The organism is Staphylococcus sp. HMSC063F05 (genome assembly GCF_001837075.1).
Taxonomy (GTDB): domain Bacteria; phylum Bacillota; class Bacilli; order Staphylococcales; family Staphylococcaceae; genus Staphylococcus; species Staphylococcus epidermidis.
Genome location: NZ_KV831306.1, coordinates 57,100 through 78,937, shown reverse-complemented (window position 1 = coordinate 78,937; position 21,838 = coordinate 57,100). Strand labels below are relative to the sequence as shown.

Below are 21,838 nucleotides of genomic sequence, written 5' to 3'. Positions count from 1 at the left end.
TGAATTTATGAAAACTCATTTACTGGCTATTTTGATAGGAATTATGTCCCAGGCTCTTGTTTTTTGTTAACCATCGATAATTCAGTACAAACATATTATAATAAGCTTTTCAAAGCCGAAATCTTATTGGTAAGGTTGAACAAACAATTAAATACGTAACATATCATATTAACACTTTAGATTATTATGATGTAAGTTTGTATAGTGTTTGTTGAGCAAGTTGATTCGCTTCTTTATTTTGCTTTCGTGGAATCCATCTCACAAACATCAAATCAAAACTTTGCTCTAAGATTTCTATGTTTTCAAAATAAACTTTAAACTTAGCATTTTTAACTTTACCTTGCATCATACTATCTTCAATTAATTTTGAATCAGTATAAAGTAACGCGTTAGATACTTTTAATTCGCGTGCATGTTCCAAAGCGTGTAACATTGCTGCCCATTCTGCACTATGATTATCCATTTCACCTAAATCATGGGTAAATGTATATCTTTGTGAATTTTCTTTAATAATAATCGCACAAGCACTTCGGCCGGGATTTCCTTTAGTCGCAGCATCAAAATGTATTTTAGCCATTACTTTTACTCCTCTTCAGAATTGTCTACTCACTAAAATGTATCTATTTTATTGTATCAAACTAAAAAGACAAAACACTAAAAATTAAATCAAAAACAAACAGAACCTAAGATAACATATATACTTCAGGTTCTGCTAACAAATAGGGCATTGATGTCTAAATTTAGCCCTTATATTAAGATTTATTTAACTTTGGTCGTAGGTCCTATCATTGAGAATTTCGCTCGAAAATTCTACGGACAAACCAAATTGAATTTCGAAGCTAGTTCAGCACATGGAACTCTTATTCGCTTTTGTATATCTATATTTCTGATACAATAAATATCAATACCCATTATCTAGTTGTTCTATCTTTCCTTTTCGATATAGTGACTTAGCGATATATCCAAATGGTACATTAAAAATAGTTGACACTAGTTTTAACAAGTAAGTGGTAATAAATATTTCAAAAACAGCAGTACCAGGCATAGTACCAATAAAAGCAATTGAAACAAATAAACCGGTATCAATGATAGAACTTAAAATGGTACTACCATATGCTCTAATAAAAAAGGTCTTATCAGAGCTAAATATCTTTTTAATCATACTGAATATAAATACATCAATATGTTGGCCTATGATATAAGCAATAATGGAACCTATAGCAATTCTAGGAACTAAATCAAAAATCATTTTTAATGAGTTTTGCGCATTGTCTACTGGAGCAGGAATAAAATGCAATGACATTTGCATGACTATAATCATTACTAAGGTAGAAGAGAAACCAAGCCACACCGCTCTTTTAGCAACTTTACGACCATAGATGTCATTTAATATATCAGTAGCTAAATATATAGAAGCAAACATGACATTTCCAAGTGTAGCCGTAATACCAAAAATATGAACCGCTTTTATGACCTGTATATTAGCGATAATCGTTCCTATTGCTACCCAAGCAATTAGTCCTTGTTTACCAAAACAGCGATACATCAGTACCATTAAAGCGAATGTAACAATAAATGACGCAATACCAAATATTTCATTATACATATAACTTTCCTCCTAAATTTTGTTAAAGCGGGTGTTTAGAAACCGCCAAAATTAACTATACTATTTTACTTAAAATTCATCTTTAATGCAATGCTAAAAAAGAAGAGTAAATAAATAATAACTTAAACAAATGTCTAAGTTATCAGTTTTCTCAAAACTAAAATTGATTATTTCAAATTCCCAACTTATAAATGCTATAATACAAACATGTGAAATGGGTATAAATATAAATAGTCTATAGCTAAGGGAAGTGAAAGCTATACTCACTAATACAGAACAACAAGCAATTCAACACATCGACCAATTGATGAATATTTATTGTCACCAATGTCCATTAAAAAAGCACAATAGAAAAACTCACGGTAAAACACAAGCACATCATTTTTGTATAAATGAATGTACGGTCGGTAAACAAATTAAACAAATTGGTAATGAGTTACAATAGGAGGATGTCACATGGAGATTATAGCAATTTCAGAAACACCTAATCATAATACAATGAAAGTTTCGTTGAGTGAACCACGTCAAGATAACTCATCTACAACATATACTGCCGCTCAAGAAGGTCAACCTGAATTTATTAATCGATTATTTGAAATAGAAGGTGTTAAATCAATATTCTATGTTTTGGATTTTATATCAATTGATAAAGAAGATAACGCTAACTGGAATGAATTATTACCACAAATAGAAAACACGTTCGCTAAAAGCAATTAATTTTCTATATAGTACAATTAGAAACAATTATTAGTAGAGGAGCATTTTATGATGAATGGATACGAAGCTTATATGAAAGAACTTGCACAACAAATGAGAGCTGAATTAACAGACAATGGATTCACAAGTCTTGAAACGAGTGATGACGTCAATCAGTATATGCAAAATATAGATAATGATGATACAACATTTGTTGTAATCAACTCAACATGCGGTTGCGCTGCAGGATTAGCACGTCCAGCAGCTGTTGCAGTTGCAGAGCAAAATGAAGTGAAACCAGATCATAAAGTAACTGTATTTGCTGGTCAAGATAAAGAAGCAACACAAACAATGAGAGATTACATCCAACAAGTTCCTTCAAGTCCCTCATACGCATTATTTAAAGGTCAACATTTAGTTCATTTTATACCTCGCGAACATATTGAAGGGCGCGACATCAATGATATAGCTATGGATTTAAAAGATGCTTTTGATGATAATTGTCAATAAACTTAATATTGTCTAATAAGATAGCTATGTCAAAGAATCACTAAAAGTAATATCATTCACAAGAGTGGGACAGTCGATTCAACATGAATTCTGTCCTATTTTTTATTTTCAATTACAACCATACTTATATCAAATATAATTGTTCTTTAACTAATTCTATTTGATTATTTTCTCTACCAACGATTACGTAAAAAATTGAGGTGCATCATTCATGTTTTTAGCTTGGAATGAAATAAAAAGAAATAAAATTAAATTCAGTTTAGTCATTGGCATATTAGTACTTATAAGTTATTTATTATTCCTACTGTCAGGACTTGCAAACGGCCTTATTAAAATGAATACTGAAGGTATAGAAAAGTGGAATGCAGACGCTATCATATTAAAAAAAGATGCTAATCAAACCGTAGAGCAATCCTTATTCAATATATCCAAAGTACAAAATACTTATGAAAAATCAACCACATTAAAACAACAAGGAGTTATTATCTCAAACCATCATCGGGAAGAAAATGCGTTACTTTTTGGCGTTACACACAAATCATTTTTAATTCCGCCTATAATTAAAGGTCATCAAGTTGAAAGTTCAAATGAAATAGTCATTGATCAAACATTAGCTGATAAGGGGTTCAAAATAGGTGACATCTTATCTTTATCTCAATCAGACGAAAAGCTAAAAGTGGTAGGTATTGTAGAAAGTGCTAAATATAATGCTTCACCCGTGCTATTCTCTAATAATCAAACCATTGAGAAACTTAATCCCAAATTATCAAAAGATAAAACAAATGCTATAGTAATCAAAGACTCAAATTGGAAAAATCATAAACTTAACAAAGATTTAGAAAGCATTTCAATATCGCAGTTTATTAAAAATCTTCCTGGCTATAAAGCTCAAAATTTAACTTTGAACTTTATGATCGTTTTCTTATTTATAATTTCAGCAACAGTAATTGGCGTATTCTTATATGTTATAACACTCCAAAAAACACACTTATTTGGTGTACTTAAAGCACAAGGCTTTACCAACGGCTATTTAGCAAAAATGGTTTTTGCTCAAACTTTCATATTATCTTTAATTGGAACAATCATAGGATTTCTCTTAACACTATTAACAGGTACATTTTTACCGCCTGTCGTTCCAATTCATTTTAATTTATTAACGATGTTGATATATGGAATTGTTCTTATCATTATTTCTTTATTAGGCAGTCTATTTTCTGTTCTGTCTATAATAAAAATAAATCCACTTAAAGCAATTGGATAGAAAGGAATCATAAACATGTTAGAGTTCAAACAAGTGAGCAAATCTTTCAGAGATGGCAATCAAATGATTCAGGCAGTAAAGCCTACCGATTTAAAAATAATTCAGGGGGAACTGATTGCTATCGTGGGACCTTCAGGTTCAGGAAAAAGTACATTTTTAACTATGGCTGGCGCCTTACAAAGACCTACGTCAGGAAATATTTACATCAATAACAAAAATATATCAATATTATCTGAAAAACAGTTATCTCAAATAAGAATTAACGAAATAGGTTTTATATTACAATCGACGAATCTCGTGCCTTTTTTAACAATCGAACAACAATTCAAACTTCTTAGTAAATATAAAAAAGATACATTAAGTGAAGATGCATATCAAAAGTTGGTTAAACAGCTAAATTTATCAGATATTACCAATCAATTACCAAATCAAATATCTGGCGGTCAAAAACAGCGTGTGGCAATAGCTAAAGCTATTTACACAAACCCATCAATCATACTAGCAGATGAACCTACCGCTTCACTAGATACGAATAATGCAATGGCTGTAATGAAAATACTTCAAAAACAAACGAAAGAAAGAAATAAAACATGTGTGATTGTTACTCATGATGAACGTTTAACTCATTTTTGTGATAAAACATATTTCATGGAGGACGGAGTTCTTTCACTCCAATAGAAATAAAACATTCACAATTACTTGCATTTCATATTTGAAAATCCCGAGTCAACATTTGTTGTGACTCGGTTTTTTTATAAAACAACAGTCCATTGAATCTTTAAAAATATTATGTAAGAAAAACTCAAATTCATATTGTCAAGATTGAACAATCAATTCAACACCTTCCTGTTTATTAACTTGTTTTATATGAGATATTTTACATAAAAGGTTTAAAATTTTATAAACTCAAAACCCTCTCTCTTCTATCGATACATCTTTTCTAGTATAATGTTTATTAATATAATACATATTTTTATAAGGAGTTGTACGCATGTATAATCCATTCGACGAAGCTTATCATGGCTTATGCGAAGAGATATTAGAAATAGGGAATAGACGCGATGATCGCACACATACCGGGACAATTTCCAAATTTGGGCATCAATTGCGTTTCGATTTAACCAAAGGGTTTCCTTTACTTACAACCAAAAAGGTTTCTTTTAAATTAGTAGCAACTGAATTATTATGGTTTATTAAAGGAGATACAAACATTCAATACCTACTTAAATATAATAACAATATATGGAATGAATGGGCATTTGAAAATTATGTTCAGTCTGATGATTATCATGGACCAGACATGACAGATTTTGGACATCGTTCCCAGCAAGACCCTGAATTTAACGAGCAGTATAAAGAAGAAATGAAAAAATTTAAAGAACGTATTCTAAACGATGATGCATTTGCTAAAAAATATGGCAACTTAGGAAATGTTTATGGTAAACAATGGAGAGATTGGGAAGATAAAAATGGGAATCATTACGATCAATTAAAATCAGTTATACAACAAATTAAAACCAATCCAAACTCTCGACGTCACATTGTTTCAGCATGGAATCCTACTGAAATCGATTCAATGGCATTACCACCTTGCCACACAATGTTTCAATTTTACGTACAAGAGGGTAAATTAAATTGTCAATTATATCAAAGAAGTGCTGATATATTTTTAGGTGTTCCTTTCAATATTGCAAGTTATGCTTTACTGACACATCTTGTTGCAAAAGAATGTGGACTTGAGGTGGGTGAATTCATTCATACATTTGGAGATGCACATATTTATTCCAATCATATGGATGCAATACATACACAATTATCAAGAGATAGTTATCTACCACCTCAATTAAAAATTAATACAGATAAATCAATTTTTGATATTAATTATGAAGATTTAGAATTGATAAATTATGAATCACACCCTGCTATTAAAGCACCTATTGCGGTATAAAAAGATGCATTAATATTTCGCATACAGAAAGGAGGTATACCATGACATTATCAATAATTGTCGCTCACGATAAACAAAGAGTCATTGGGTACCAAAATCAATTACCTTGGCACTTACCAAATGATTTAAAGCATGTTAAACAACTGACCACTGGGAATACACTTGTAATGGGACAGAAAACTTTTAATTCTATAGGGAAACCATTGCCAAATAGACGTAACGTCGTTCTCACTAACCAAGCTTCATTTCACCATGAAGGGGTAGATGTTATAAACTCTCTTGATGAAATTAAAGAGTTATCTGGTCATGTTTTTATATTTGGAGGACAAACGTTATTCGAAGCAATGATTGACCAGGTAGATGATATGTATATCACAGTAATAGATGGAAAGTTTCAAGGAGACACATTCTTTCCACCATACACATTCGAAAACTGGGAAGTCGAATCTTCAGTAGAAGGTCAACTAGATGAAAAAAATACTATACCGCATACATTCTTACATTTAGTGCGTAGAAAAGGGAAATAGGAGGCAATTATGGCTAAACAAATTATCGTCACAGATTCAACCTCTGATTTATCACATGAATATTTAAAACAACATAACATTCATGTTATACCATTAAGCCTGACAATCGACGGGAAATCTTATACTGATCAAGTTGATATCTCTTCAAGTGAGTATATCGATCATATTGAAAATGATGCAGACGTCAAAACAAGTCAACCACCTATTGGTCGATTTATTGAAACATATGAGCAATTAGCTCAAGATGACGTTGAAATTATAAGTATTCATCTTTCGTCAGGCTTAAGTGGTACTTATAATACTGCTGTTCAAGCGAGCCATATGGTAGATGGCAATATCACAGTGATTGATTCTAAATCTATTTCGTTTGGGTTAGGTTATCAAATTAAGCAAATTGTTGAATTAATAAGTCAAGGTACATCAACAGAAGAAATAGTGAAGGAAATGACACAGTTACGTGATAACTTGCAACTGTTTGTGGTTATCGGTCAGCTTAATCAACTCATTAAAGGTGGAAGGATAAGTAAAACAAAAGGTTTAATTGGAAACATTATGAAAATTAAGCCAATCGGAACTTTAAGAGATGGTAAACTTGAACTAGTGCATAATTCTAGAACTCAAAACTCTAGTGTGCAATATTTAAAAAAAGAAATTACAGATTTTGTTAAAGACCATAAAATTAAATCAGTAGGAATTGCTCACGCCAACGTTAAAGATTTCGTTGATAAAATCAAAAAATCATTTACAGAGTCATTTGATTTTAGCCAATTTGATATTAATGTAACAACTCCAGTGATTTCTACGCACACTGGACAAGGTGCAATTGGACTTGTGGTATTGAGAGATACGTTGAACTAAGTTGTCACAAAATCACATGAATGATTCTGAGTTAAATACTTTAAATTCCCGACAATATAGCGTAAATTTAAACAAACAGATAACTTAAGGAGGGAATATAACATGGCATATGCGACACTAGCTGGAGGTTGTTTTTGGTGCATGGTTAAACCCTTCACCTCATATCCTGGAATAAAATCAGTCGTTTCCGGATATAGTGGAGGACATGTAGAAAATCCAACATACGAACAGGTATGCACAAATCAAACAGGGCATGTGGAAGCTGTACAAATTGAATATGATTCTAATATTACAACATTTGAAAATATCTTAGACGTTTACTTTAAAACATTTGACCCAACTGATGACGGAGGGCAGTTCTTTGATAGAGGTGAAAGCTATCAACCTGTCATTTTTTATCATGATGAGAATCAACTTAAAGCTGCCGAGTTAAAGAAACAACAAATTGACGAAGAGGGTATCTTTAAAAAACCTGTTATCACACCGATAAAACCATATAAAAATTTCTATCCTGCAGAAGAATATCATCAAGATTACTACAAAAAGAATCCTACACATTATGAACAATACCAACGTGGATCTGGTAGAAAAGCATTTATCGAATCACACTGGGGGGGCTCAAAATGATTAAAAAAAACAAAGAAGAACTGAATGACATGGAGTATCTAGTCACTCAAGAAAATGGTACTGAACCTCCGTTTCAAAACGAGTATTGGAATCACTTTGAAAAAGGAATTTACGTTGATAAATTGTCCGGCAAACCATTATTTACTTCAGAGGATAAATTTGAATCTAATTGCGGTTGGCCAAGTTTCTCCAAAGCATTAAATGATGATGAAATCGTAGAACTTGTTGATAAATCATTTGGTATGATTAGAACTGAAGTTCGATCAGAAAAAGCGAATAGTCACTTGGGACATGTTTTTAATGACGGACCTAAAGAAAAAGGTGGTTTAAGATACTGTATTAACTCTGCTGCGATTCAGTTTATACCTTATGATAAACTAGAAGAGTTAGGATATGGAGATTTAATTAAACATTTTAAAAAATAGGAGTGCATTTACATGTTTAAAAAGTTATTTGGAAAAGCTAAAGAAGTTGACAAAAACATTAAAATCTACGCACCTTTGACAGGTGAGTATGTCAAAATTGAAGATATTCCTGATCCAGTGTTTGCGCAAAAAATGATGGGAGAAGGCTTTGGTATTAATCCTACAGAGGGTGAGGTTGTTTCACCGATTGAAGGCAAAGTCGATAATGTTTTTCCAACGAAACATGCCGTAGGGTTAAAAGCCGAAAATGGATTAGAGTTATTAGTTCATATCGGATTAGATACCGTTCAATTGGATGGAAAAGGGTTTGAAGTACTTGTTGAAAGTGGAGATGACATTAAAATAGGTGACCCACTTATACGTTTTGACTTAGAATATATTAATAATAATGCAAAATCTATTATTTCTCCTATTATTATTACAAACTCTGATCAAACTGAATCAATTCATATTGAAGACGTACAAGCAGTAGTTAAAGGGGAAACACAAGTTATTGATGTGACAGTAAGCTAATGGTTAAGAATTATTCATTTTATCAATTTATTATGACCGTGCGCGGAAGAAAAGACGATAAAGGTGTTTTTGCTGAGCAAATTTTTGAAGACCTTGCCTTTCCAAAACACGAAGATGATTTTAATACATTATCTGAATATATTGAGACACATAGCGAATTCACCCTACCAATGTCTGTATTTGATGACTTATATGATGACTATACAGAATGGTTGAAGTTTTAAATTCTTTTCATTAATAAATATTGATAGAGCCTGGGACACGACTCAATGTCTCAGGTGTTTTAATGTAAAGGGATTCAAACTGTACACTTTTTAATTATAACTTCTGCTAGATGCACACAAAATAATTACGCTGTTTTCTCAATGAAACATTCGTTTAATATATTAATTTTTTGCATGTACTACTCAAGCCTCATGCGATTTTCACTTACATACATCATAATTAAAAATATTCGAATACATACAGAATGAACATTCCTAAATAACTTGTTAATGATTAAGTTTGAATATAATCTATGAATTTATATTTTGTATAACTCAATATGAACGTATAAGGATGTGATACCATGAATGATCATCAAAAAAATCATGCAACATCTCAAGATGATAACACAAAGTCAACACCATCTAAGAATAGCAAGCATATAAAAATTAAATTATGGCATTTCATACTCGTTATTTTGGGTATTATTCTTTTAACATCCATCATTACTGTAGTATCAACAATTTTAATTAGCCATCAAAAAAGTGGTTTAAATAAAGAACAACGTGCAAATTTAAAAAAAATTGAATATGTCTATCAAACACTTAATAAAGATTATTACAAAAAGCAAAGTTCTGATAAATTAACTCAATCTGCCATAGATGGTATGGTTAAAGAACTGAAAGATCCATATTCAGAATATATGACTGCTGAAGAAACAAAACAATTTAATGAAGGTGTATCAGGTGATTTCGTTGGCATAGGTGCTGAAATGCAAAAGAAAAATGAACAGATAAGTGTTACTAGTCCAATGAAGGATTCACCAGCAGAAAAAGCTGGTATTCAACCTAAAGATATCGTCACACAAGTGAATCATCATTCGGTAGTCGGTAAACCACTTGATCAAGTTGTTAAAATGGTCCGCGGTAAAAAAGGAACATATGTTACTTTAACTATAAAACGTGGTTCGCAAGAAAAGGATATTAAGATTAAACGCGATACCATTCACGTTAAGAGTGTAGAGTATGAGAAGAAAGGCAATGTAGGCGTACTAACAATCAATAAATTCCAAAGCAATACTTCTGGTGAACTCAAATCTGCAATCATCAAAGCGCATAAGCAAGGCATCCGTCATATCATTTTAGATTTGAGAAATAATCCGGGGGGATTATTAGATGAGGCAGTCAAGATGGCTAACATCTTTATTGATAAGGGAAATACTGTCGTTCAATTAGAAAAAGGTAAGGATAAGGAAGAATTAAAAACTTCTAATCAAGCACTAAAACAAGCAAAAGATATGAAAGTATCCATCTTAGTTAATGAGGGATCAGCTAGTGCTTCAGAAGTGTTTACAGGTGCTATGAAAGACTATCATAAAGCTAAAGTTTACGGTTCTAAAACATTTGGTAAAGGTATCGTTCAGACCACTCGTGAATTTAGTGATGGTTCATTAATTAAATATACAGAGATGAAATGGCTAACGCCTGATGGCCATTATATTCATGGTAAAGGAATTAGACCAGATGTTAGTATCTCAACACTAAAATACCAATCACTCAATGTCATTCCAGATAACAAAACTTATCATCAAGGTGAAAAAGATAAAAATGTTAAAACGATGAAAATAGGTCTAAAAGCTTTAGGTTATCCAATTGATAACGAAACAAACATATTTGACGAACAATTAGAATCTGCTATTAAAACATTTCAACAAGACAATAATTTAAAAGTTAATGGCAATTTTGATAAAAAAACAAATGATAAATTTACTGAAAAACTAGTTGAAAAAGCGAATAAAAAAGATACTGTTTTAAACGATTTACTAAACAAACTAAAATAAACTTGCGAGTAAATCATTAAACAAAAAGAATGTATCTAACCCTTTAAGTGTAATTTCATACTTAAAGGGTTGGATTCCTTAAATTTAATAACCATTCACGTTTGAATTAAGAGCCTGAGACATATAGTATATGTACAGGCTCTTAATCATATCTGATAATTCTGATTTGTTGAAAATACAACTTTAATAAAAAGTTATTCCTATTAAGGTATAATCCCAATCATTTCTTAACTTTTTCAGATTTTCGTTAATTGATTGAGTCTTAAAAGTATCAACATGATTTATATTTATTGTTACCACTCGTTAAAATTCTAAAAAAGAGGTGTTTTAGTAAGATGATTAGATTAGCAACTAAAGATGATTTACTTAGTATTACTCAATTAGTCAAAGAGGCTAAACAGATTATGGAAGAATTCAACAACAACCAATGGGATGATGAATATCCCGCGAAAGAGCATTTTGAAGAAGACATCGAAAATAAAACACTATATGTTTTAGACGTTGATCATACAATTTATGGTTTTATTGTTATCGACCAAAATCAATCGGAGTGGTATGATGACATTGATTGGCCTGTTAATCGAAATGGGGCATACGTTATTCACAGATTAGCTGGATCAAAACAATATAAAGGTGCTGCGACTGAACTTTTCCAATTTGCCATTGACTTAGCAAATGAACATGATATTCATGTCATTTTAACAGATACATTTGCCCTCAATAAACCTGCTCAAGGATTATTTGAAAAGTTTGGTTTTACTAAAGTTGATGAGATAGAGATAGATTATCATCCTTTTGATAGAGGGGCACCTTTTTATGCATATTATAAAAACATATAAGAATAGAGGTTGTAATTATGACAAAAATTGCATATACAGGTGGAGGAACAGTAGGACACGTTTCAGTGAATTTAAGTTTAATTCCTACTTCGATTGAAAAAGGACACGAAGCATTTTATATTGGTTCAAAACATGGTATTGAAAGGGAAATGATAGAGTCACAACTCCCTGATATTCAATATTATTCAATATCAAGCGGTAAATTACGTCGTTATCTATCCTTTGAAAATGCAAAAGATGTCTTTAAAGTTTTGAAAGGAATTTTAGATGCACGTAAAATACTTAAAAAACAAAAACCAGACTTACTTTTTTCAAAAGGTGGTTTTGTTAGTGTTCCGGTAGTTATAGCCGCACGTTCTTTAAAAATTCCAACTATCATACACGAATCAGATTTAACTCCTGGATTAGCTAATAAAATTTCTTTAAAATTTGCTAAGAAAATATACACAACCTTTGAAGATACACTTACATATCTTCCAAAAGATAAAGCTGATTTTGTTGGGGCTACTGTACGTGAGGACTTAAAACAAGGGAATAAAGAAAGAGGATATCAACTCACTGATTTTGATAAAAATAAAAAAGTGTTATTAGTCATGGGAGGAAGTTTAGGTAGTAAAAAACTTAATAATATCATTCGTCAAAATATTGAGGCACTTCTCCACGATTATCAAATTATACACTTAACTGGAAAAGGACTTGTTGATGACTCAATCAATAAAAAAGGTTATGTTCAATTTGAATTTGTTAAAGACGACTTAACTGATTTATTAGCAATCACTGATACTGTTGTAAGTCGTGCAGGTTCTAACGCAATTTATGAATTTTTAACGCTACGTATACCGATGTTACTCATCCCCTTAGGACTTGATCAATCAAGAGGAGATCAAATTGATAATGCTAAAAACTTTGAATCTAAGGGTTATGGTCGTCATATTCCTGAAGATCAACTTACAGAAGTTAACTTATTGCAAGAATTAAATGATATTGAATTACATCGTGAATCTATTATTAAACAAATGGAAACATATCAAGAGAGTTACACGAAAGAAGATTTATTTGATAAAATTATTCATGATGCATTAAACAAGTAGGGGGCACCTATAATGAATCGATGGAAACGCATTTCATTGCTTATTGTTTTTACACTTATTTTTGGTATAATAGCTTTTTTTCATGAATCAAGGCTTGGAAAATGGATAGATAACGAAGTATATGAATTTATTTATTCATCTGAAAGTTTCATTACCACATCTATTATGTTAGGTGCAACAAAAATTGGTGAAGTTTGGGCAATGGTTGCGCTATCCTTATTATTAGTTGCTTACCTTATGCTAAAACGTTTCAAGATTGAGACATTATTCTTTGTAATAGTAATGAGCTTATCTAGTACACTCAATCCACTATTAAAGAATATCTTTGATAGGGAACGTCCAACATTATTGCGTTTAATTGACATTTCAGGCTTTAGTTTTCCAAGCGGTCATGCTATGGGCTCAACTTCATTCTTTGGAAGCGCTATATATGTAATAAACCGTCATGATTCGGGTATCTCTAAAGGCGTGTTAATCGGTTTATGCGCACTTTTCATTTTATTAATATCAACTTCTAGAGTGTATCTAGGCGTTCATTACCCTACAGATATTATTGCCGGCATTATTGGTGGTGTATTCTGCATTGTTTTATCAACGTTAATATTGAAAAAACAACTCGCTGTATAAAGAAGCGCGGTTGGAATTTTAAATTAAATAGGTATTGACCAAACCACTGAAATGATTGTGAGTAAACAATGATTTTAGTGGTTTATTTAGTATATTCAAATCGGCGTTTTTAAATAAATATTGTTTGTAAGCTCAATGTTAATAATATTTATATTATATTAATTTCTTTGTTTTCATTTTTGTTAATAAAAGACTTAAAATGTTGTCTTATAAATGTTTTAAGTCTTTTGTTTTTTGAAAAATTACAAACAAAAAATTTTGATTTACGAAAACTTAAATTTGAAAAAAGTTTACTTTAATAGCGATTACTTATACTGAACTTGTGATTAAATCTTCAAAGGAGCAAAGACATGATACAAATCAAGGATTTAAACAAAGTTTACGACAATGGTAGTTACGCAGTTAAAGATTTCAATTTAGATATTGAGGACAATGAATTTGTAGTATTTGTAGGACCTTCGGGATGTGGGAAATCAACAACGTTACGTATGATTGCAGGACTTGAAGATGTGAGCAAAGGGACAATTAGTATCAACGATAAAGTAATCAACGATTTACAACCTAAAGATCGTAAGATTGCTATGGTCTTTCAAAACTATGCATTATATCCACATATGACAGTTTATAAAAATTTAGCTTTCGGCTTAAAAATGCGAGGAATCAAGAAGAAAATTTATGACGAAAAAATTCAACATGCAGCTCAAATATTAGAAATTGAAAACCTCCTCGACCGTAAACCTAAAGCCTTATCTGGAGGACAACGTCAACGTGTGGCACTTGGTCGAGCTATCGTTAGAGAAGCTCAAATCTTTCTCATGGATGAACCACTTTCTAATTTAGATGCTAAATTACGAAGTAACATGAGAAGCGAAATTATAAAAATACATAAACAAATGAAAGCAACAACGATTTACGTGACACACGACCAAACTGAAGCTATGACAATGGCATCACGTATCGTCATATTAAAACAAGGCGAAATACAACAAATTGGTACGCCTGAAGAAATTTATCGTCATCCTGTCAATGAATTTGTTGCCACTTTCATTGGTAGCCCATCAATGAATATGGTTCCAATGACCTACAACATGGATGCTTGGTACTTCGATGGACAAAAAGTGGCTGATGCTACATTACTTCAACTTGCATCGCATGCACAATACAGACTTGGTATACGACCTGAAGACTTACATCTTGTTAATGATAACGAAATAAGTAATTATCCAATCCAACTTTCTCAATTCACTGTAGACTTAGTTGAGTTAACTGGTTCATACAAATTACTTCACTGTCATCACAATGAGCATAAAATCATAGCAGCTGTAGATAGTAATTTGGATTTTGAATTAGGACAAACAGTTTCCTTCGGTATAAAAACGGAAGATGCACACTTTTTCGATTCTGATTCAGGCGAAAGAGTACAAGAGGAGGTTTTATCATGAGTAAAAACAAAAAACAAAGCCTTCAATCCGCTCATCAAAAACCTTTGTTAAAAAGAATGTGGGAACACAAAGTACTTTACTTAATGATTTTACCTTGTTTACTCTTTTTCTTGATTTTCAACTATATTCCAATGACAAGTCTTGTTCTGGCATTCAAAGATTTCCGCTTCGATACTGGTATCATCGGCGGTGATTGGAAAGGGCTATACTATTTTAAACGCTTTTTCTCTGACCCTCGATGTATTCAAATTATTATGAATACGCTAATTATAAGTGGCATGAAATTGATTTTAGCTCTACCATTTCCAATTATTTTAGCCATTATGTTTAACGAAATTAAAGATTCTAAATTAGGTAAGATCAGAGGTTTATTTCAAGGCGTACTTTACATCCCTCACTTTTTATCTTGGGTTGTAGTTATCGGTATTTTCAAGAAATTACTCGCTCCAGATGATGGACTTATGAATCAACTGATCCATCAATTTGGTGGCGACGGGTCGACTTACTTTATGATGAACCCTGAGTATTTCCACACCATCATGTTTTCTAGTTATATATGGAAGAATGTAGGGTGGGATTCCATTATTTATTTTGCAGCAATTATGAGTATTAATCCTGAAATTTATGAATCAGCTGCGATTGATGGCGCGAATCGTTTCAAACAAATTATACATATTACCTTACCTATGTTAACACCAACAATTGTTATTTTATTCATCATTTCTCTAGGCGATATTTTAAAAGCAGGGTTCGATCAAATTTACCTACTCAAAACACCAGGTAACGCTAACGTTTCAGAAATACTGGATACATTTGTGATTCGTACTGGTATTGAGCAAGGCGATTTCAGTTACGCAATTGCGATTAGTCTATTACAGGGTGTGATAGGACTTATCGCTGTCGTCATTATTAATAAATTCGCAGATAAGAAACTGGATACATCACTATATTAAGGAGAATGTACATGTTTAGAAAGTCTATGCTCATCTTAATGATTGCTGTCATTTTGTTCGTAACAGCATGTAGCAAAGATAAAACGCAAGATGAAGCGAAAAGAAAAGCAGATGCTAAAGGTAAACCAGATACATGGATTGCAGATAGAAAGCTTAAAGGACTTGTGTTTCAAAGTGATAACGATGCCTCCCCTAAAATGAATAAAGAAGTCGCTCAAGAACTTAAGAAAAAGACTGGCATCACGTTAGAACTTCAAACCGTTTCTAATGAAGATTCCACAGAAGCATTAACTTCAGGACTCGCTTCAGGAGATTTACCCGACTTCATCGTTTATTACTTAGACGATAGTGGAAGACCTGAAATGAAAGTACTAAATAAAGCAGCGAAACAAGGTCGACTCACAGACTTAACGAAAATGCTTAAAAACACAAAAATTTATAGTAAGTATTTCAAAAAAGGATATTTACCAAAAGATACGAAAGATAACATCATGTTTAATAAAGAACAAGATGGAACGTACCTTGTACATATGGGGATTAACCGTCATCCAGGACAAGAAGAACGTCGCACTGTAGGTGGTCCTTACGTCAGAAAAGATATCATGGATAAACTTCATATCGACCCTACTTCTATCAAGACGTCCAAAGATGTAGAAAAACTTGCTGAAAAGATGAAAGAACACCACTTCAAAGATGATAATGGTAAAGAAATCACACCTATTGGCCCAACAGCATGGGGCGGTGACGATCGTACTAAATTCTATAATGACCTTGTGTGGACTGGTCAGTCTGATGAGAAATTTTTAAATAAAGGTAAGAAAATTATACATGAATCACAAACCGAATATCCACTTAAACGTGTAAATTACGTTAAAGACCTTATGAAGAAAGGCTTAATGACAAAAGAGTTCTATACAATGGAAGAAAATAAAGCAAAAGAAGGACTCGTTAATGGCTCATGGGGCATTGTTTCAGATTTACATAACTATGTTACTGAAAATCAAAGTATGAAATACGTTCCTCTTGGGCCACTCAATACAGTCAAAGGTAAATTTAGAGTTGAAAAGCCATATAAATCAGGCGCAAACGGTTGGGCTGTACCAAGTACGACTGAACATCCTGAAGACGTCGTTAAACTCGCTGATTTCCTTGCAAGTCGCAGAGGTAAATTACTCGGTCAGTACGGTATTAAAGGACGTGACTATACGTTAGATAAGAAAGGTAACCCTCATGTTAAACCTGAAGTGTTAAAAGAAGTTGAAAATAATCCAGACGAAGCTAAAAAACGTGGTTTTAGAGGTGCGGGTTCTTATTGGTCAGATCATCTTGGTTATACTGATATAGATAATAAAGCTGATTTCGGTGAAACTGAATACGGAGATAATACAAAAACGAAAAAGACGACTCCTGAAAAGATTGCTGATATGTGGCATTATGATCAAAGACAGAAACACGCCAAAATCGTAAACGGACTCACAGTAAAGTCATTCTTATCTAAATATGAATATGGCGAAGATTTAGAAGTTGCACTCGATGATTATAGTGACGCTATTAAACGTGCTTATTATTCTCAATCAGACAAGGAAACGAAACAAATTATTGATAGTGCTAAGCAACGTTTAGAAGAGGCAGGCTTAAATCAATTTGAAAGATACGTTGAAAATCAAAGAGATAAAAAAGGAACTCAAATTATTTATTAAGAGGTGGCAGAGACAATGAAAGTTTCACAAGATAAAAGTGCGCTTGTCATTCGTATTATCTCATTAATCATTATTATTGGCTTAGTAATCACAATTATCCTCCCGATGATTAATATCTTTGCCTTAGCATTTAACTCTGGGGTAGATGCTCAAAAAGGTGGCATCACTTTCTACCCGCGTAAATTTTCACTAGATAATTTTAAGGAGATATTTAAACAAGGCACGTTATTAAATGCATTATTTATTAGTATCGCAAAGACAGTCATAGGAACGATACTAAGCGTCATATTAACAGCTATGGCTGCATACGTTCTAACAATCAAAAGTTTACCGTTTCGAAGAATCATCTCATTCTTCCTAGTCTTTACGATGTTATTCAGTGTCGGTGTTGTACCACTTTATATCCTATTAAATCAACTTCATTTAACTGATACATTCTGGGTATACATTTTACCGTCACTTTATAGCGTTTATAACATTTTAATTATGCGTACATTCTTCAATCAATTACCTAGTAGTGTGATTGAAGCCGCTAGAGTAGATGGTTGTAATGACTTTCAAATCTTTTGGAAAATTGTCTTACCCATGAGTAAACCCGTGGTGGCATCAATTACATTATTTAACGCCGTGAGTCAGTGGAATGATTGGTTTACAGGTGCATTCTTCGTACGTAATCCAAACCTCAAACCGTTAGCTACTGTTTTACAAGATATGTTAACGAAACAAGCTGCCATTGCAGATGCTTTAAAACAAAAGTCAGGTTCATATGCGATGTTAGACAAGTTGACAATTACAGGGGACTCAATGCAGATGGCAATGATTGTACTATTAACAATTCCAGTATTATTCCTCTTCCCATTTGTTCAGAAGCATTTTGTAAAAGGTATAACTATCGGTTCGACAAAAGAGTAAAGGAGACGAAACAATGACTACAATTCTACAATTAAGCGATTTACATATTGGGCCACACAATGATGAAAAAGATCAAAAAACTTACGATTTAATTCATCATATGATGACACACTATCAACCTGACATCACAGTATTAACAGGTGACCAAATTTGGTCTGAAGGCGTCATTGATTCAGGTCGCGTTTATAAAAAATTAATGGAGTATTTAAATCGATATGATACGCAAATTGCAACGACATTTGGTAATCACGATACAGAGGGGCATCTCAAACGTTCAGACTTACGCGCTATTGAGGACCAATATTCTACCAACTATGTACAGAAAAATCATAGCCTCATTGTTGATGATAAAGAAGCTTATACAATAGAAGTTGTAAACAACGATACAGTCACACATGTGCTTTATGTTATTGATGGAGGAGATTATAATCCATTTGGCATAGGTGATTATGATTTTATAAGACCTGAACATGTGAATTGGCTTAGGGAAACACATCAAGCATATCAAACTCAATTTCAACACAACTTTCAACATAACTTATTATTTACACATATTCCATTACAAGAATATAGAGAAGTTGAGAATATTGGTGAATATCATGGCATTTTCAATGAACCTATTGCGTGCTCAAAAATTAATTCCGGATTATTTAGTCAGATGTTACTAAACGGTGATATTGAAGGTATGTTCTGCGGTCATGACCATGACAATGATTTTACGATTAATTTATATGGGATTCGCCTTAGCTTTGGTCGTGTTGGTGGTTACAATACTTATGGTGATTTACAACGTGGGGCTAGATTAATTGAGTTGCAACCTGACGCTATATATAAATCGAAAGTGTTAGAATTTGATGATCGTTTCTAAAAGAACGTTTCGGTCATTATACATTCCTATTTTGATAGAACAACTTTTCATACTCATCATGGGTCAAGCTGATACATTGATGTTAAACAGCTATAGCACTGATGCCGTTGCTGCTTCAGGAATGATAAGCCAAATACTCATGCTCATCACGTTTCTGATTACAATCATTCATGTGGGTACAAATATACGTATTGTTCATTTGAAGGAACATCAACCTTCAAGTATTTCACAAGAGATTTATCATAATTTGTTATTCAATAGCATAGTATCTATCGTATTTACGATTGTGATTGGGATCGCATTCGAACTTATCTTACGACTTTTTCAGGTACCTCAAGATATATTCAAACTGACCTATCAATTTGGAATGATTATATTGAGTGTACTCACTTTAACGACCTGTCACATGTATATTGGTACTGTATTACGTGTCATGAATCATGCATCATCAGCTACACGCATTACTATCATTAGTAATGTGACTAATATCATTTTGAACGGTATCGTACTCTTTATTATTCCAGAATATGTAGGTAACCCTGTATTAGGTGTCGCGGTGGTAACAGCGTTCAGTCGTTTATTGGGATGTACTTTAGCTTTAATTGCGCTGATACAAATTTTCCCTCCATTCAAGCATTACTTCAAGCTGAGCTGGAAGAAAATATATCAGGTTTCGACATTAGGTATCCCAACAGCAGGTGAACAAATTTCTTATAATTTTGCACAGACATTTACAACTGCATTTATTGCGATGTTAGGCACTCAAGTCATCGCTGCGAAATCTGTTTCTACTGTTTTAAGCGGCCTGTCTTTTAGTTGTGCTATGGCATTTAGTGCTGCTAGCCAAATTTATTTAGGAAAATTTATATCCCGTCGACGTTACCGTACTTTAAAGAAAGTTGTTATAAAAAGTATTTGGTTTAATATCACACAATCTTTCATGATTATGACGTGTGTATTTATAGGATTTATAGTGTGTGGACGTTGGATAACACACGACATACAAACCTATCATTTAATCATTTACTATCTTGTTATACTTTTTGGATTAGAACCGATACGTGCAATTAATAATCTAATTGTAGATTTATTAAACGTGACAGGGGATGTACGTTATCCAGTCACCGTGAGTGTTGTGACCACATGGTTGTTATTATTACCTGGAAGTTATCTATTAGGGATTCATTGGAGATTAGGTTATACAGGAATTATTTTAGTGAGTATTGCTGATGAAGCGCTGAGATTTATCATTATGTATCTTAGATGGCGAAATGATCGTTGGCAAGCACGAATGAAGCAGATTGGAGTATAGATAATTATGTATAAAAGAAATGAACGTTTGAATCTTATTCGTAAACGTGTTGATCAGTACGGACAGGTGGCAGTAAAAGATTTAGCTATATTCTTACAAGTTACGCCTGAAACCGTGAGAAAGGATTTAGAAACCTTAGAAAACGATAAACTGATTACACGTACACATGGAGGTGCGATACAATACAATCATATTAATAAAGAGAAATCATATGCGAATAAGTGGCAGAAACAATCACAAGTAAAAGAGCGTATTGCTAAGAAAGCTGCTTTGCAAATAAAGTCTGGAGAAATTATTGTCATCGATGGTGGAACCACAACAGGGCGAATTCCTCAATATCTCAATGATATTACTCAGACCACGATTGTGACGAATTCTCTGAAGATTGCGGATGAATTGAATCGTGCTATAGAGGAGCAACGAATTCAAGCAGAAGTGATTATGCTTGCTGGAAAGACGAATACTGAACAAGATGTTGTGCGCGGGCATATGACGAATGAGTTATTACAACGTTTTAAATTTGATAAAGCTTTTATTTCATGTGGTTCGTTTGATACGAGTGATTGTTATGAATTTGATCTGGAAGAAGCGCATGCAAGTCACATTATGATTCAAAAAAGTCAACTGAGTTATCTCTTAGCGGATAGTAGTAAGCGAGATGCGCATGCGTCGTATCGTATTGATGGTTTTAGCGAAATTGATTATATGATTTCTGATTATGCTAAACCTCAGAATATAGAATATTTTAATCAGAAGCATTGGTTACAGATTTAACTTATAGAAAATGAAGCCTGAGACTTCGTCTTTTTTAAATAAAAGAAGACGCCTCAGGCTTTATTTAATTTTACGAATGGTAACACCTGAGGCTTTGCCCAAGTATAAGTGCCACTAGCAATGAATATTTTTTCGTTGCAGTGGCACTAAAAAACAGCAGACCTCAAGTGTCAAAGGTCTACTGCTTTTATTGAAACGTCCTATCTTAACGTTAGTCTTTTACGGGCATATAAAAGGGGATAGTTGAAAATGACCAATCCAAAAGAACAACTTGTATGTGGGGGGAATGTTTTTCAATTGGTATT

Annotated in this window: 25 protein-coding genes; 23 read left to right on the top strand and 2 right to left on the bottom strand. The window is 32.8% G+C overall.

Annotated elements, in window-relative coordinates; all coding sequences use genetic code 11:
* Nucleotides 1-184 precede the first annotated feature (184 nt).
* Together HMPREF2576_RS00395 and HMPREF2576_RS00390 are read right to left on the bottom strand one after the other, a co-directional pair.
* Complete coding sequence (locus HMPREF2576_RS00395) at nt 185-577, bottom strand: ribonuclease HI family protein (protein ID WP_002504093.1); 393 nt, start codon at nt 575-577, stop codon at nt 185-187.
* Between the two features lie 324 nt (nt 578-901).
* Nucleotides 902-1,606 carry a queuosine precursor transporter gene (locus HMPREF2576_RS00390; protein ID WP_001831106.1) on the bottom strand — a complete coding sequence of 235 codons (705 nt, stop codon included), beginning with the start codon at nt 1,604-1,606 and terminating at the stop codon, nt 902-904.
* Between the two features lie 250 nt (nt 1,607-1,856).
* On the opposite strand from HMPREF2576_RS00390, the gene HMPREF2576_RS00385 reads away from it, so the two are divergent.
* The 23 genes from HMPREF2576_RS00385 to HMPREF2576_RS00275 all read left to right on the top strand — a co-directional run bounded on the left by HMPREF2576_RS00385 (nt 1,857) and on the right by HMPREF2576_RS00275 (nt 21,533).
* Nucleotides 1,857-2,051, top strand: coding sequence for a zinc-finger domain-containing protein (locus HMPREF2576_RS00385; protein ID WP_001831026.1), 195 nt, complete (start codon nt 1,857-1,859; stop codon nt 2,049-2,051).
* An 11-nt stretch (nt 2,052-2,062) separates the two neighbouring features.
* Complete coding sequence (locus tag HMPREF2576_RS00380) at nt 2,063-2,323, top strand: NifU N-terminal domain-containing protein (RefSeq protein ID WP_001831110.1); 261 nt, start codon at nt 2,063-2,065, stop codon at nt 2,321-2,323.
* A gap of 51 nt (nt 2,324-2,374) precedes the next feature.
* Nucleotides 2,375-2,812, top strand: a complete 438-nt coding sequence (brxA, locus tag HMPREF2576_RS00375; RefSeq protein WP_002457670.1) for a bacilliredoxin BrxA — start codon at nt 2,375-2,377, stop codon at nt 2,810-2,812.
* Nucleotides 2,813-3,023: 211 nt separating this feature from the next.
* Nucleotides 3,024-4,073 (top strand): ABC transporter permease, encoded by a 1,050-nt coding sequence (locus tag HMPREF2576_RS00370; RefSeq protein ID WP_002439754.1) that lies wholly within the window; start codon nt 3,024-3,026, stop codon nt 4,071-4,073.
* 15 nt (nt 4,074-4,088) lie between these two features.
* Entirely contained in the window at nt 4,089-4,751 is a 663-nt protein-coding gene (locus tag HMPREF2576_RS00365) for an ABC transporter ATP-binding protein (protein ID WP_002439753.1), read from the top strand.
* A gap of 313 nt (nt 4,752-5,064) precedes the next feature.
* Nucleotides 5,065-6,021 carry a thymidylate synthase gene (locus HMPREF2576_RS00360; protein ID WP_000282655.1) on the top strand — a complete coding sequence of 319 codons (957 nt, stop codon included), beginning with the start codon at nt 5,065-5,067 and terminating at the stop codon, nt 6,019-6,021.
* A gap of 41 nt (nt 6,022-6,062) precedes the next feature.
* The gene (dfrC, locus tag HMPREF2576_RS00355) at nt 6,063-6,548 is read left to right on the top strand and encodes a trimethoprim-sensitive dihydrofolate reductase DfrC (RefSeq protein ID WP_070856560.1); all 486 of its coding nucleotides are present in this window, start codon (nt 6,063-6,065) and stop codon (nt 6,546-6,548) included.
* Nucleotides 6,549-6,557: 9 nt separating this feature from the next.
* Nucleotides 6,558-7,406: a fatty acid kinase binding subunit FakB2 gene (gene fakB2 / locus HMPREF2576_RS00350; RefSeq protein ID WP_032606496.1), complete on the top strand. Its 849-nt coding sequence runs from the start codon at nt 6,558-6,560 to the stop codon at nt 7,404-7,406.
* A gap of 102 nt (nt 7,407-7,508) precedes the next feature.
* Nucleotides 7,509-8,033, top strand: a complete 525-nt coding sequence (msrA, locus tag HMPREF2576_RS00345) for a peptide-methionine (S)-S-oxide reductase MsrA (RefSeq protein WP_002439749.1) — start codon at nt 7,509-7,511, stop codon at nt 8,031-8,033.
* Complete coding sequence (gene msrB / locus HMPREF2576_RS00340; protein ID WP_002439748.1) at nt 8,030-8,458, top strand: peptide-methionine (R)-S-oxide reductase MsrB; 429 nt, start codon at nt 8,030-8,032, stop codon at nt 8,456-8,458. Before msrA ends, msrB begins: the two co-directional genes overlap by 4 nt.
* A gap of 12 nt (nt 8,459-8,470) precedes the next feature.
* A complete protein-coding gene (locus tag HMPREF2576_RS00335; protein WP_001831133.1) occupies nt 8,471-8,971 on the top strand; it encodes a PTS sugar transporter subunit IIA in 501 nt (166 codons plus the stop codon).
* Nucleotides 8,971-9,195: a YozE family protein gene (locus HMPREF2576_RS00330; protein ID WP_001831241.1), complete on the top strand. Its 225-nt coding sequence runs from the start codon at nt 8,971-8,973 to the stop codon at nt 9,193-9,195. The genes HMPREF2576_RS00335 and HMPREF2576_RS00330 overlap by 1 nt, the downstream gene beginning before the upstream one ends.
* Nucleotides 9,196-9,539: 344 nt before the next feature.
* On the top strand, nt 9,540-11,015 hold the full coding sequence (locus HMPREF2576_RS00325) for a S41 family peptidase (protein ID WP_002503982.1): 1,476 nt from the start codon (nt 9,540-9,542) through the stop codon (nt 11,013-11,015).
* 335 nt (nt 11,016-11,350) lie between these two features.
* The gene (locus HMPREF2576_RS00320; protein WP_002494459.1) at nt 11,351-11,854 is read left to right on the top strand and encodes a GNAT family N-acetyltransferase; all 504 of its coding nucleotides are present in this window, start codon (nt 11,351-11,353) and stop codon (nt 11,852-11,854) included.
* 17 nt (nt 11,855-11,871) lie between these two features.
* On the top strand, nt 11,872-12,945 hold the full coding sequence (locus tag HMPREF2576_RS00315) for an undecaprenyldiphospho-muramoylpentapeptide beta-N-acetylglucosaminyltransferase (protein ID WP_070856557.1): 1,074 nt from the start codon (nt 11,872-11,874) through the stop codon (nt 12,943-12,945).
* 12 nt (nt 12,946-12,957) lie between these two features.
* Nucleotides 12,958-13,572, top strand: coding sequence for a phosphatase PAP2 family protein (locus tag HMPREF2576_RS00310; RefSeq protein WP_070856555.1), 615 nt, complete (start codon nt 12,958-12,960; stop codon nt 13,570-13,572).
* A 350-nt stretch (nt 13,573-13,922) separates the two neighbouring features.
* The gene (locus HMPREF2576_RS00305) at nt 13,923-15,014 is read left to right on the top strand and encodes an ABC transporter ATP-binding protein (protein ID WP_002456515.1); all 1,092 of its coding nucleotides are present in this window, start codon (nt 13,923-13,925) and stop codon (nt 15,012-15,014) included.
* Complete coding sequence (locus tag HMPREF2576_RS00300) at nt 15,011-15,967, top strand: ABC transporter permease (protein ID WP_002470606.1); 957 nt, start codon at nt 15,011-15,013, stop codon at nt 15,965-15,967. Before HMPREF2576_RS00305 ends, HMPREF2576_RS00300 begins: the two co-directional genes overlap by 4 nt.
* 11 nt (nt 15,968-15,978) lie before the next feature.
* Entirely contained in the window at nt 15,979-17,667 is a 1,689-nt protein-coding gene (locus HMPREF2576_RS00295; RefSeq protein ID WP_070856553.1) for an extracellular solute-binding protein, read from the top strand.
* 15 nt (nt 17,668-17,682) lie between these two features.
* A complete protein-coding gene (locus HMPREF2576_RS00290; RefSeq protein ID WP_001830948.1) occupies nt 17,683-18,579 on the top strand; it encodes a carbohydrate ABC transporter permease in 897 nt (298 codons plus the stop codon).
* Between the two features lie 13 nt (nt 18,580-18,592).
* Nucleotides 18,593-19,447: a metallophosphoesterase family protein gene (locus tag HMPREF2576_RS00285; protein ID WP_002446430.1), complete on the top strand. Its 855-nt coding sequence runs from the start codon at nt 18,593-18,595 to the stop codon at nt 19,445-19,447.
* Nucleotides 19,434-20,759 (top strand): MATE family efflux transporter, encoded by a 1,326-nt coding sequence (locus tag HMPREF2576_RS00280; protein WP_002470648.1) that lies wholly within the window; start codon nt 19,434-19,436, stop codon nt 20,757-20,759. Before HMPREF2576_RS00285 ends, HMPREF2576_RS00280 begins: the two co-directional genes overlap by 14 nt.
* Nucleotides 20,760-20,765: 6 nt before the next feature.
* On the top strand, nt 20,766-21,533 hold the full coding sequence (locus tag HMPREF2576_RS00275) for a DeoR/GlpR family DNA-binding transcription regulator (protein ID WP_001831263.1): 768 nt from the start codon (nt 20,766-20,768) through the stop codon (nt 21,531-21,533).
* The last annotated feature ends 305 nt before the right edge of the window (nt 21,534-21,838 follow it).